General features: G+C 39.1%; 12 protein-coding genes. 10 read left to right on the top strand and 2 right to left on the bottom strand.

The features are described 5' to 3' along the window. The first annotated feature begins 98 nt into the window (after nucleotides 1-98). Nucleotides 99-1,481, top strand: a complete 1,383-nt coding sequence (locus PVK71_RS12095) for an alpha-amylase family protein (RefSeq protein WP_274418784.1) — start codon at nucleotides 99-101, stop codon at nucleotides 1,479-1,481. Between the two features lie 103 nt (nucleotides 1,482-1,584). Here PVK71_RS12095 and PVK71_RS12090 read toward each other — a convergent pair whose 3' ends face one another. Then, nucleotides 1,585-3,576 carry a methyl-accepting chemotaxis protein gene (locus tag PVK71_RS12090; protein ID WP_274418786.1) on the bottom strand — a complete coding sequence of 664 codons (1,992 nt, stop codon included), beginning with the start codon at nucleotides 3,574-3,576 and terminating at the stop codon, nucleotides 1,585-1,587. Nucleotides 3,577-3,878: 302 nt separating this feature from the next. Here PVK71_RS12090 and hinT point away from each other — a divergent pair, with 302 nt between their 5' ends. The 5 genes from hinT to PVK71_RS12065 all read left to right on the top strand — a co-directional run bounded on the left by hinT (nucleotide 3,879) and on the right by PVK71_RS12065 (nucleotide 7,212). Further along, nucleotides 3,879-4,229, top strand: a complete 351-nt coding sequence (hinT, locus tag PVK71_RS12085) for a purine nucleoside phosphoramidase (RefSeq protein WP_274418787.1) — start codon at nucleotides 3,879-3,881, stop codon at nucleotides 4,227-4,229. A 66-nt stretch (nucleotides 4,230-4,295) separates the two neighbouring features. After that, a complete protein-coding gene (locus PVK71_RS12080; RefSeq protein WP_274418788.1) occupies nucleotides 4,296-5,693 on the top strand; it encodes a COG3014 family protein in 1,398 nt (465 codons plus the stop codon). Continuing rightward, nucleotides 5,693-6,082, top strand: coding sequence for a YcfL family protein (locus PVK71_RS12075; protein ID WP_274418789.1), 390 nt, complete (start codon nucleotides 5,693-5,695; stop codon nucleotides 6,080-6,082). Before PVK71_RS12080 ends, PVK71_RS12075 begins: the two co-directional genes overlap by 1 nt. Before the next feature lie 45 nt (nucleotides 6,083-6,127). Next, complete coding sequence (gene lpoB / locus PVK71_RS12070) at nucleotides 6,128-6,718, top strand: penicillin-binding protein activator LpoB (RefSeq protein WP_122035085.1); 591 nt, start codon at nucleotides 6,128-6,130, stop codon at nucleotides 6,716-6,718. A gap of 155 nt (nucleotides 6,719-6,873) precedes the next feature. After that, on the top strand, nucleotides 6,874-7,212 hold the full coding sequence (locus PVK71_RS12065) for a YggL family protein (RefSeq protein WP_130045294.1): 339 nt from the start codon (nucleotides 6,874-6,876) through the stop codon (nucleotides 7,210-7,212). 130 nt (nucleotides 7,213-7,342) lie between these two features. On the opposite strand, the gene PVK71_RS12060 is transcribed toward PVK71_RS12065, so the two are convergent. Beyond that, on the bottom strand, nucleotides 7,343-8,086 hold the full coding sequence (locus tag PVK71_RS12060) for a class I SAM-dependent DNA methyltransferase (protein WP_274418792.1): 744 nt from the start codon (nucleotides 8,084-8,086) through the stop codon (nucleotides 7,343-7,345). 281 nt (nucleotides 8,087-8,367) lie between these two features. On the opposite strand from PVK71_RS12060, the gene PVK71_RS12055 reads away from it, so the two are divergent. From PVK71_RS12055 to PVK71_RS12040, 4 genes are all read left to right on the top strand, one after another. Next, nucleotides 8,368-9,204, top strand: coding sequence for a phosphotransferase (locus tag PVK71_RS12055; RefSeq protein ID WP_274418793.1), 837 nt, complete (start codon nucleotides 8,368-8,370; stop codon nucleotides 9,202-9,204). Between the two features lie 128 nt (nucleotides 9,205-9,332). Then, nucleotides 9,333-9,884, top strand: a complete 552-nt coding sequence (gene ycfP / locus PVK71_RS12050) for an alpha/beta hydrolase YcfP (RefSeq protein ID WP_274418795.1) — start codon at nucleotides 9,333-9,335, stop codon at nucleotides 9,882-9,884. A gap of 416 nt (nucleotides 9,885-10,300) precedes the next feature. After that, nucleotides 10,301-11,590: an NAD(P)/FAD-dependent oxidoreductase gene (locus PVK71_RS12045; protein ID WP_130049344.1), complete on the top strand. Its 1,290-nt coding sequence runs from the start codon at nucleotides 10,301-10,303 to the stop codon at nucleotides 11,588-11,590. A 173-nt stretch (nucleotides 11,591-11,763) separates the two neighbouring features. Continuing rightward, the gene (locus PVK71_RS12040) at nucleotides 11,764-13,059 is read left to right on the top strand and encodes a DEAD/DEAH box helicase (protein WP_130045299.1); all 1,296 of its coding nucleotides are present in this window, start codon (nucleotides 11,764-11,766) and stop codon (nucleotides 13,057-13,059) included. Nucleotides 13,060-13,064: the final 5 nt, after the last annotated feature.

The raw sequence follows: 13,064 nt of genomic DNA, 5'->3' as shown, positions 1-13,064 counted from the left end.
CCTAAGATCTCCTACTGGATTTTATCGATTAAGGGAGGAGGGAAGGAAAATGGGAACTTTTTATAATTGAATGATGTTATGTAATGGATAAAAAAATAATGAACCAGCAAACACAATGCCATTCAGCTGAAGTGCCAGCGATGAGTAATGTCATCCTACATGCTTTCGATTGGCGCTATGAACACATCACAGAGCAAGCAGAATTGATTGCCCGTTTGGGTTATCGCTCTGTGCTCGTTTCTCCTGCCATGAAATCATTAAGCTTGCCATCAGGCACTCAGTGGTGGCAGCGATACCAACCTCAAGATTACCGCTTAATAGATAACCCCCTTGGTAATACGCTTGATTTTACACGCATGGTAGAGCGATTGGCTGAGCTAGGGTTGTGGGTTTATGTTGATGTAGTGTTCAATCACATGGCGAATGAATCAGACATTAGAGCCGATCTTGAATACCCAAATCAGTGGGACAGAGAAGATTACGCTCGTAACCCTGAGAAGTATGAAGCATTAAAACTGTTTGGTGATTTATCTGAGCCGCTGTTTTCTGAATCTGATTTTGTCGAAGCCTTTGGTATTGAGAATTGGAATGACAAATGGGAAGTGCAGAACGGCCGAATCTCAGGTGGGCCTCATGACCCAGGTTTACCAACGTTAGCGGATAATGAGCATGTTATTGAGCAGCAACGTTCATACCTAAAGGCGCTAAAACAGATTGGTGTGAAAGGCTTTCGTATTGATGCCGCCAAGCACATGAGTTTAGAGCACCTTAGCAAAGTGTGGGATGATGAGATCACCCATGATATTCATATTTTTGGTGAGATCATTACCGATGGTGGTGCAACCAAAGAAGAGTACGAAACCTTTTTAAACCCATACCTAAAAGAAACAGAGTTAGGCGCTTATGACTTTCCTTTGTTTAATACTCTTTATCAAGCACTAGAAAAAGACGCCTCTTTTACGAGCTTAATTGACCCGTACATTTATGGGATGGCAATGTCTCCACTGCGCGCGATTACTTTTGCGACTACTCATGATATTCCCAATAACCAAGTGTTTCAGTCGCTTGTGATGAGTGAAGCAAATGAGTGGCTTGCGCATGCGTATTTGTTTGGCCGTGATGGTGGGATCCCTCTGATTTATTCTGAGCTTGATGTCAGTGGCATAAAAAATGGCGCAGGTGAACCAAGATGGAAAGATGAGTGGCATTCTGATCGCATGGCGACACTGATTGCTTTTCATCATGATATGTATGGTGAGCTACAAAAACACGTCGCTGCAAGTGATGATCATTTGATCTTCGAAAGAGGGGAAAGTGGTATCGTGGCAATCAATAAATCTGCCCATAATATTGAAGTGAATATGGCGGTAAAATCGGATGTGGTGTGGTTAGAAAGAACCTCGCACAGTTATTACGCACCTCAGCAGGGAAACCTTAGATTCTTTATTCCTGCAAACTCGTATCTGTTGTTTTCACGGTAACTATTACCAGAATAAAAACGCTAATAAGCAGACATAAAAAAGGTGGATAACGTATCCACCTTTTTTTGTTTTTGTCGCTTGGTTATTTGCTTAACTCTCTTAACTAAACCTTAAACTGATGCACGATATCACTTTGTTGGTGTGCCAACTCATTCAATGTTGAGCTGACATTGGCAATATCATTCATTGCGGTTTGGTTCTCTTCTGCAATGTGACTAATGTCTTCAAGACTGCGTGCAATTTCAGTTGTGGTTGCACTTTGCTCGTTAGCTGCTTGAGAAATATGGTTACTCATGTGGCTTATCTCATCAATCAGGCTTTGGATCATCACCATTGCATTGTTGGCTTCGTTGGTTTGAGTAACGCTCTGCTGCATGTCGACTACACAGCTTTCAATCACGGTGGTGGTAGTTTTAGAGCTGGATTGAAGGTTGGCAATCATGACTTCAATTTCAGAGGTTGATTTTGCAGTACGTTGAGCAAGAATACGAACCTCATCAGCTACTACGGCAAAGCCACGTCCTTGCTCACCTGCGCGTGCTGCTTCAATCGCGGCGTTTAGTGCAAGTAGGTTAGTTTGCTCTGCAATGTTATTGATCACATCAAGAATAGAACCAATTTCCCCGCTAACTTTTTGTAAATTACCTACGGCTTGAACTGATTCATCAAGACGACTTGATAGCTGCTCAATGGTTTGCAAGTTACTTTGCATCACTTGTTGACCATGTTCAGAGGCCGCTTCTACTTCTTGAACCTTAAGTAGTGAGCTTTCTGAGCTTGAGGCAACTTCAACAACTGAGTGTTCCATTTGAGTCATCGCCGCGGCAACGCTAGTGGTTTGTTCGCGTTGATTTAGCAGTTGTTGTTTTGCTCTTTCAGCCGTTGAGCTGTTATTTTGAGCAACCTCGGTCAATTCGTCTGAGGCAGCACTGAGTTGCAGTAGTACTTTTTGTAGATTATCAGCCAGTGTATTAATGTGACGAGAAACACGGCTGAATTCGGTATTTCTTTTGGTTTCAATTCGTTGAGTCATATCACCAGAAGTCAATGACTCTAAAATACGTAGCATATTTTTTAATGGTGTGCGAACTGATGATGCAAGGTGATAACCAATAAAGGTAGCAAGTAGCGAAACCACAATACCTAATACAATCGCTTTATATACGCTTTGTTGGTAGATATCTTCTGCAATTTGCAATGACTGTTGTAAGTCTTGATTTGCTAATTCATTAAATGAGGTTAATAAAACCAGTGCGCTATCAATTTGGCGAGCCAGATTAGAGATATTACTGTAAAGGGTATCGGTAGCATTTAGATAAGCAAAGTGTGTATTTAGGATGCCTTCTTTTTTACCGACTTCATTACTAAATTGATTAACGGGTTTATCAAAGGTTTCTTTTAATTGTGGTAACTGATTAACTAAACCGCGATACGCGTAGTTTAAATGGGTAACGGCTTTTTTGTTTTGGTTAACGGCTTTTTTTACAAACTCAATATCGTTGCTTGCTAGTGCGTCAGAGGTGATTAATTCTGCATCTTCTAGTTTAACAAAGTAACTTTTTGCCATCATTTTAACGGCAATGCTTTCTTGGTCGTTAACGTATTCCTTCATGCGAACACTTAATTCAGTGTAAAGGCGTTGGAAGTTACGGATTGATTTCTGTTTTTCATCTTCAGCAAGTAATAAAGCTTGGTAGTTGTTCATGGCTACTCTAGCTTCTGTGAAATACGCTTGTTGAATAGCGGCGAGTTCAGTTCGTTGCTGAGCGCCGGTATTTTTTTGTTCTGCTACCGTTGTTAAGCGCTTAAAGGTTGAGTTAAATGTTTCTTGTGCTGAAGTGAACTGCTCTCTTGACTGTTGCATTTGAGAAGGATCACGTGTCGTTAAAAAGTCTTTAAATGATTTGTCTGCAGCAAGAAGGGCAACGCTCGTTTCGTTGGATAAACTGACCAAAGGTAATGATTCAGAAGAAACGGATTTCATTTGAGTGTGAATATTACTCGTTCCATTGAGCATTAGTATAACCGTCGTTATAAACAGGATCACAATTAGTGAAAATCCTGCATACATTCGACGTACTACCGAACTGTTCATGTTCTATCTCTCTTATATAATAATTGTATTAAATGTAACATCGAAGCCTCAGTTGTGAGGCAGTGTCTTAATATGATGACAATATTATTGATAGTATGGTTATTTAGTATCACTAATTGTGACGATATCTATAAAATAGGTAATTCGTAGCGAGAGGTCACTCTCAAATTTTTAAATGGATTTTTATGTATCAAGACATTATTTGTGCTGAACTTATGATTCAAGTGATTGTTTTCGACAAATTTGTGACGCATACTAGAGCTAATAGTAAATAAAAAACTGTGTTTTATTGGAGAGGCTTCATGGCTGAAGAAACGATTTTTAGTAAAATTATTCGCAAAGAGATCCCTGCGGATGTGGTTTATCAAGATGATTTAGTTACTGCGTTTCGTGATATTAACCCGCGTGCGCCGAGCCACGTATTGATTATTCCTAATAAGCTGATCCCGACAACAAATGACGTAGAAGCTGAAGATGAGCTAGTTATGGGACGTTTGTTTACTGTAGCTAAGAAAATTGCGATTGACGAAGGTATTGCCAAAGATGGTTACCGCTTAATTGTTAATTGTAATCCTCATGGCGGCCAAGAGGTATACCATATTCATATGCACCTTGTGGGCGGACGTCCATTGGGTCCAATGCTATTAAGCTAATAGATCGCTAATATAAGGCTCTGATAGTTGGGGCCTTACTTTTCCAATCAAGAGCATTCTATTTTAATGACATCGATATCAAAAAAAACCATTGTATTGTCTTTTACTCTGCTAATGACAGGGTGTGCGAATCTGTCTGTCGGTAACTTGTTTAGCCATTATTCTGCACAAACAGATGACACTTATCAGTTAGTTAAAAATGGTGATTCTAAACTTGCCTATAGTGAAGAGCCTATTGAGATCGGCGGTCCTATTCTCGATAACTTAGAGCGTGGTCGAGTGGCTTTACTTAGTGAGCATTATACGGTCAGTAAATCTGATTTTGAAACCGCAGAGCAGGCGGCAAGAGTGCAAAGTGATCAAGCGGTTATCTCTGTTTCAGATTCGGCGAACCAAGTCGGCTCTCTGGTGACAAATGATAATTTAATTGACTATAAACCAGCGGATTATGAGCTCGGTTATTTGCACTTGTATCTTTCATTGAATTATTTAAAGAATAATGATTTAGACGGTGCTTTGGTTGAAATTCGTAAAGCAAACTATATTCAAGAACAAGCTAAAAGAGATCGTGAGAAAGACTTACGTTCTGCAGAGAAAGAAGCAAAGAAACAAGGTGTAGATGCGAATGTCGGCGCGATTTTAGCTAATTATCCTGATGTGGGTGATAAGCTGGCAGCGGTGCAAAATGGCTATTTGTTCTACTACTCTGGCTTGTTATATGAAACGAACCGCAATTACAGCGATGCGTATATCGACTATAAAAGAGCCTTAGCCGTTGCTCCAAATAATAAGACGGTTATTGAATCTGTGCAGCGCCTTGCTCGTCGTCTTGGTATGCGTAATGACATTCGAATGTTAGAGCAGAAGTATGGTGAATATCAGGTTCCTAATCGAACGGATAGCCGTGTCATTATTATTGATGAGCAAGGTATTTTGCCACAACTGTCAGATTGGCGATTACGATTGCCAATGTGGGATAGTCAAGGTAACTTTGTTCAATACAATCTAGCTCTGCCTTATTATAAAACGACAAACCGTGAAGTTTTTACGCCACTTAAAGTGAATGATAAAGCGTTAAATTCAGATCCTGTTGCTGATGTCACCTTGATGGCTCGTAATGATTTGAATGAGCGTATCCCCGCAATGGTTATTCGACAGGCTTTACGTGTTGTAGCAAAAGATGAACTACGAAAAACATCAAGAAACACCAAAGAGGAAGAGCTCGCTAATGCAGTGTTAACTATTTTTAACTCACTGACAGAGCAGCCAGATACGCGTAGTTGGCAAACATTGCCGGGTGTTATAAGTGTGACAAGTAAAAATATTGAACCTGGTGAGAATCAAATTCAATATTTAGGGAATGAACTAAACTTTACAGTAAAAGAAGGTCATACCGTGGTGGTTTGGGTCTCTAGGCAAGGAAAAGCTGTCACATGGTGGCATAAACAGTTAGGAGAAATATAATGAAGAAATGGCTTATCGTATTGTTACTACCATTGGCATTAGCAGCGTGTAGTTCAAGTCAAACCGCTGGTATTAGCGTAGACAGCAGTACTCAGAAAGTATTATTTGGTGATAATGTACTGGGTCACCGTTTATCGGTTGAACAGATAAGTACTCAAGACAACAATGGCTTGGTTCGAGGTATTGTGTCAGTTACAAGTAAATACTCTGGTGATCAACAACTTCAATACCGTTTTTATTGGTATGATGCTCAAGGGCTAGAAGTGAATGGTTCTGATTCACCTTGGCGCACTTTTATTGTTCGTGGTTTAGATACAATGAGCATTCAAGGTGTGGCTATAAAACCTGAAGCAACTCAATTCCGTGTTCAAATTCGTACATTAGAATAACCTTCTATAATTTAAGATAGAAACCACTTACTAGAGGTAAATAAAATGAAAAAAAGTGTTGTTGCATTATTAGGCTTGGCTGTATTACTCGGTGGTTGTTCTAATAAAGTAAGTTACGGTGATGCTCAAGCGGTTGAAACAACAACGGTAGACTTTGGCTCAACGGATCTACAAAAGATTGCGGGTGAAATGACTGAAAGCATGCTGTCTTCTGGTGCTGTTGCTCAAATTACTCAAGGTAATCGCCCAATTGTTTTTGTTGAGAGCATTAAGAACAAAACAAGTGAGCATATTGATACTGAATCAGTAACGGATTCAATCAGTACTAAGCTACTTAATTCTGGTAAGTTCCGTTTTGTTGATATGGATCGCGTAGAAGCGGTACGTTCACAACTTAACTTCCAAAACAATGATGAGTTAGTAAACCAAAATACAGCGATTCAGTTCGGTAAAATGGTTGGCGCTCAATACATGCTTTATGGCAACCTTTCTAGCATCGTGAAAAATGCAGGTAGCGACAAAGACGTATACTACAAAATGACAATGCGTTTAATGGATCTAGAAACTGGCCTTATCGAGTGGGCTGATGAAACTGAGATCCGTAAACAACAAGAGAAAAGCTTATTAGGTTGGTAATTACCCAACGTTAATTGATAGCTAAAGAAAGCCAGAGTAGGTAACTGCTCTGGCTTTTTTGTTTGTATAAACTTATTAATTTCTTGCAATCAAAGCTTGGGTAAATCTGACTAAAGGAGTATAAAGGTAGTAGATAAATCAAAGAGAGAAATGTCATGAAACTGAATAAGTTAGAAAACAAAAATCGTCGTATTCGTAAGAAATTATACTTAGGTGAATTTGCGATTCTTGGTTTTGAAGTAAGCTGCGCTACTGAATTTAAAGACTTTGACCAATACGATGCATTTGTTGATGATTTCATTGATTACATTAACAGCATTGACTTATGCTTTGGTGGCGGTGGTCTAGAGCTATTTGAAGGCTTTATCTGTTCGACAGAGCGTTACCGTTCAGCAACAGCAGACGAGCAACTTCTTGTGGCTAATTGGTTAGATAGCCGTCCTGAAGTAAATAAAGTAGAGCTTAGCGAATTGGTTGATGCTAACTACCTATAATATTTTTCAGAAATAGTTTTATTCTGATTACTAATTAGATAAAAATCCGCCTTGTTTGGCGGATTTTTTGTTTTAGCTATATGTATTATGGCTAAATAGATCATCAAATTGATGATATCGGTGTTTAAATTTATTTTTTCACACAAACCACAATGGCATTACCTGAGCCATCATTTAATGGTGTGATTTTTTCATAATCATGCTCAAACATATGAACGTCAAAGTACGGTTCTAGCAAAGCGTTCAGCTGTTTAAAATCAACCGCAACCATAGGGTGCTTGTCGTCCCAAACCTCTGTTACACCATCCGTTGTTTTTTCTATTTTTAGCAATAGGTGTTGTTGCTCACCTTCGCCACAATAGTTCCAGCCTGATTGGAAGCTAAATTGGCTGCCTTCGTGTTCTGCCGGATGTTTTACAAATGAGCGATTGTCGATCTTGTTTCTTGCTACAGAATTAAAGCAAAGTACGCCTTCTGGCTTTAACGCTGCATGAGCGCTTGCAATACATTCTGACAGCTTTTCAATATTCGCATTGTAGTGAATTGAATAAAGAAAACAGGTGATTAAATCCAATGGTTCTTCAACCTTGAAGTTACTCATGTCATGCAAAATAAACTCAGCTTCAGGGTTACGCTGCTTTGCAATATCAAGCATAGGTTGGTTTATGTCTAACCCTTTTGCTTGATATCCATAATTAATAAAATGTTTAACGTGCGGGCCTGTACCACACGCTAAATCTAGATAATCTCTTCCTTGATTACCAAAGATTTGATGTATACGGCGAACAAAATTACTTTGCTCTTGATAATCGATATCAGCACACATTAAATCGTAATAGCCAGATAAATCAGTATATAAAGCGTTAGAGGACATTATAGTCTATCCAAAATAACACCAGTCTACTTTAAGTGTTTGATTAACCGCTTATTTGGAAAGGTATATAGTAAATACGTCTGATGAGGAACTGTATAATAGTTAAGCCAGAAGAGACGCGTAGGGCGCGGATAATAATCCAATTTATTAGGTTTGAATAGCGAAAACTATTAAGATTTTAAAATCAATTTTTAATGCAAATTAGAGACAGAATAAAAGCGCTTGGTTAATTGTGATAAACTTTTATAAGCTTATGTTATTACGAGATTTATGGAGTAGATATGGATATTAATTTTGATGGCTTTGGGTTAAATACTAACAAAGTATCGTTACTGTCTGGTGGATTAACTAATGCCTGTTTAAAAGTCGAAGCGAAAGAGGGAACTTTTGTCTGGCGTCCAGTATCTGAGCAAGCGAAAGTACTTGGGGCAAATAGAGGCAAAGAACAAGTCATATTAACAGCATTGCAAGCAGTATCTTTTGCCCCTAATGTTTACGGTTCAAATGATGAGGGTTTATTGGTTGAATGGTTTAAGGGTGATGTGATTGAGCTTGATAAAGCCAAAGACGTTGCGGTTGAACTATTAGTGTCAGTTCATCAACTTGCTTTGGATGGGTTTAACAATGAAGTTAAAAATGATGTGATGAGCTTAAAATCACGTATTTTGAGTTATTGGTCATCATTAGAACCAGAAAACCAAACAAGTGAAATGCAAGTTTATGTTGATTACTTCTCTCAAGAAGAAGAACTGCCTTTATTTACTCCTTGTTTATGTCACTTCGATATTGGTGCTTATAATATTATTGTCAAAGAAAAAGGGTATGGCTTGATTGATTGGGAATACGCTTCTATCGGAGATCCTAGCCAAGACTTAGCAACCATGATCATTGCTAACCAGTTCGATGCTGATGAGGTTATTCATCGTTATTGCCTGCTACGAGGTTTTGATGAAAACAAATGGAAGCTGGCGGTAAATAAGTGGACGCCTTGGGTTTGTTTTATGGGGGCGTTATGGTTTTCTCTAGGCCATCAGTTATTGAAAGATACGCGTTACCAAGAGTTGGCTGAGCGAGAAATGAGCAAGTTAAAGAAATTAATGCCATTAATTAAAAAATAAATCGGTAATTATCTAGGCTAGATCACTGTTCTCAGTTTTGCTTAAGTTAATGGCTTTAAAACCATAATTTTCATGGTAGATTAAATTTACTTATATGGACTAATTCTTATTCAGGAACAGGGGGAAACATGATTATTTATCTTCACGGCTTTGACTCAACAAGCCCTGGTAATCATGAGAAAGTGGTACAGCTTCAATTTATTGATGAAGATGTTCGTTTCATTAATTACAGCACTCTGCATCCTAAGCATGATATGCAGCACTTATTAAAAGAAGTGCATAAGGTTATTGAGCAAGCTGGCGATCCAAACCCAATTATCTGTGGTGTTGGTCTTGGTGGCTTTTGGGCTGAACGTATTGGCTTTTTATGTGGGATCCGTCAGGTTATTTTTAATCCTAACTTGCACCCAGAAGTGAATATGGAAGGACGTATTGATCGTCCTGAAGAGTATGCAGACATTGCGACTAAGTGTGTAGAGAAGTTCCGTCAAAAGAATAAAGAGCATTGTTTATGTATTTTATCTAAGAGCGATGAGATACGTGATAACGCAGAGACAGCAGTAGAGCTTGAGCCTTATTACCAAATCATTTGGGATGAGAATGAAACGCATAAGTTCAAAAAAATCTCTCAACACTTGCAGGCAATGAAAGCATTTAAAGAAGCTGAAACTTTAATCTAGTACCTGTTTTGTAAATTCGATCTAGATATAAAAAACGGTTGCTACATAATAAAAACCTCACAATATCGTGAGGTTTTTTGATCTAAACCAAAGAAACGATCTCTCATAACAAAATAACACAATTCCATCATTTATTTTACACCTCAAAAGAAATCTTCTCTATAACATCTATATATGCTTGATAACATCCGAAATGCAGATATATAATGCTCATACCAATGTAATCATCTAATGAATCACATTGGTCTAAAACAAAGACAAGAAGCATACATTGCTCAAAATTAGCGTAACGTGAACGCTGTTTCCTCAAGACTCTTACTTTTTACGATAGTGTGTATGAAAAAGTAGAGAGCACACATTTTTTAATCTGAGTCGCTCAGGTTGATGCCGTTTTTATTTTTTAGAGGAAGATTGCAATGACTAAGATTGTTATTGTTGGTGGTGGAGCTGGTGGTCTAGAGCTTGCTACTAAATTTGGTCGTACATTAGGTCGTAAAGGTCGTGCAGAAGTTACTTTGGTTGATCGTAAAGCGAGCCATTTATGGAAACCATTACTTCATGAAGTAGCAACGGGTTCTTTAGATGAAGGTGTTGATGCAATCAGTTACCGTGCACATGCAAAAAACCATTCGTTTGATTTTCAGATGGGCAGCTTATGCGATATCAACCGTGAGCGTAAATTCATCACGCTGGCTGAAATTAAAGATGAGCATGACGAAGTTCTTATTCCGACAAGAGAAATCGAATACGATTACCTGATCCTTGCGATTGGCTCAACATCAAATGATTTTAATACTCCGGGTGTTCGTGAAAACTGTATCTTCCTAGATAGTCCAGAGCAAGCTCACCGTTTCCGTACTGAAATGAACAACCAGTTCTTAAAGCTTCATATGCACCCAACACAAAAAACCGTAGATATTGCGATTGTTGGTGCTGGTGCTACGGGTGTTGAACTGTCTGCTGAGTTACATAATGCAGTTAAAGAGCTACGTTTATACGGCTTTGGCGATTTGGATTCTGCAAAGCTAAACGTAAACCTTGTAGAAGCGGGTGAGCGTATTCTCCCTGCATTACCACCGCGTATCTCTGCTGCTGCTCACAGCGAGTTAACTAAACTTGGTGTTAATGTTCGTACGACGACAATGGTAACAAAGGCCGACTCTGAAGGTTTACATACTAAAGATGGAGAGCTTATCCCTGCTCAAATCATGGTATGGGCTGCGGGCATCAAAGCTCCTGATTTCATTAAAGACATCGCAGGCTTAGAAACGAACCGTATTAACCAACTTGTTGTTAAACCTACGCTTCAAACAACACGTGATGACGATATTTTTGTTATTGGTGATTTAGCATCATGTGAAAAGCCTGAGGGTGGTTTTGTTCCTCCTCGTGCACAAGCGGCACACCAAATGGCAAGCCATGCGTTTAAGAATATTGTGGCTAAGATGACTGATCGTGAAATGAAGCCGTATGTGTATAAAGATCACGGGTCTTTGGTTTCATTAAGTAACTTCTCAACAGTTGGTAGCTTAATGGGGAACCTGACAAAAGGCTCAATGATGGTTGAGGGTCGTATTGCTCGCGTGGTGTACATTTCTTTATATCGTATGCATCAGATTGCATTGCATGGTGTGTTTAAAACAACCTTGATTATGTTAGTCGGTCGTATTAACCGAGTACTTCGTCCAAACTTAAAACTTCACTAATCGGGTCGTTTTAAAACGAAATAGATAAAAAGGCAGGAATACTTCAGTGTTTCTGCCTTTTTTTATGATGGAATAACAAAAAATGTGCGCTAACTCACCGTAAATCATTTATAATGCGCGGCTAAATTATTATCCACTGAATACATAGACTGTTCGCTTAAGGAATCCACTTTATGTCATTTTCATCTCAAGGTTTCGCACCTGAAGTCGTAAAAGCATTAACTGAATGTGGTTATCAGAAATTAACCCCAATCCAGCAAAAAGCTATTCCTTTGGCACGTAAAGGTCATGATATTCTTGCAAATGCTCAAACAGGTACAGGCAAAACTGCTGCGTTTGCATTGCCAGTGATTCAGCAATTGCTTGATTCGAAAAAAACAGCAACGCGTCGTTCAGCTCGCGCTCTAATTTTAGCGCCAACGCGTGAACTAGCAGAGCAAATCGCAGTAAACATTGCGGATTACACAAAATACACATCGCTATCAGTAACGGCAGTATTTGGCGGTAAAAAAATGTCTTCTCAAGAGAGAGCATTAGATCCGGGTGTTGATATTTTAGTTGCTACTCCTGGTCGTCTTCAAGAGCACATTGAAGAGGGTAATATTTCGATCGCGAATCTTGAATTTTTAGTATTTGATGAAGCTGACCGTATGTTAGATATGGGCTTTGTTAATGCGATTCGTAACATCATGATGGAAGTAAATACAGCGCCACAAATCATGTTGTTCTCTGCGACGTCTTCTGCGCAAATGAACAAATTAGCGAGTGATATTTTACGTCGTCCTAAACGCATCTCAGTAGACCGTGAAAACATGACAGCAACGACAATTGCTCATGTGGTTTATCCGGTTGATGAAGAGCGTAAAACAGAATTACTTTCTGAGCTGATTGGTCGTAAAAACTGGCAACAAGTGCTGGTATTTGTAAACTACAAAGAAACAGCAAACAACATCGTTAAAGAGCTTAAGCTTGATGGTATTAAAGCGGTTATTTGTCATGGTGATAAAGCACAAAGTGCTCGTCGTCGTGCGTTAGAAGAGTTTAAAGAAGGCAAAGCTCGCGTAATGGTTGCAACCGATGTTGCTGCTCGCGGCCTTGATATTGCTGATTTACCACACGTAATTAACTACGATATGCCATTCTTGGCAGAAGACTATGTTCACCGTATTGGTCGTACTGGTCGTGCGGGTAAAAAAGGTCATGCGATTTCGTTTGTTAGTCGCGAAGAAGAGCTAACGGTTGTTCAAGTTGAAACGTTAATTCAGCAACGTATTCACCGTGTAGTTCAACCAGGTTACGAGCCTAAGAGTCGTGATGCGTATATTGAAAAAGTAAATACGAAAGCAGGCTTTAAAGATCGTAAAGGTCGTACCAACAATGCTAACGTTGATCAATCATCGGCAGAACGTCGTATGCGCTTAAAAAATGTGATCCAAAAGAAAGCTGGCATTACTAAGCTTAAAAAGTAGGAGAG

The sequence above is a fragment of the Aliivibrio sp. S4MY1 genome, assembly GCF_028765545.1.
Taxonomy (GTDB): Bacteria; Pseudomonadota; Gammaproteobacteria; order Enterobacterales; family Vibrionaceae; genus Aliivibrio.
This window is presented reverse-complemented; position numbering and strand designations above follow the sequence as displayed.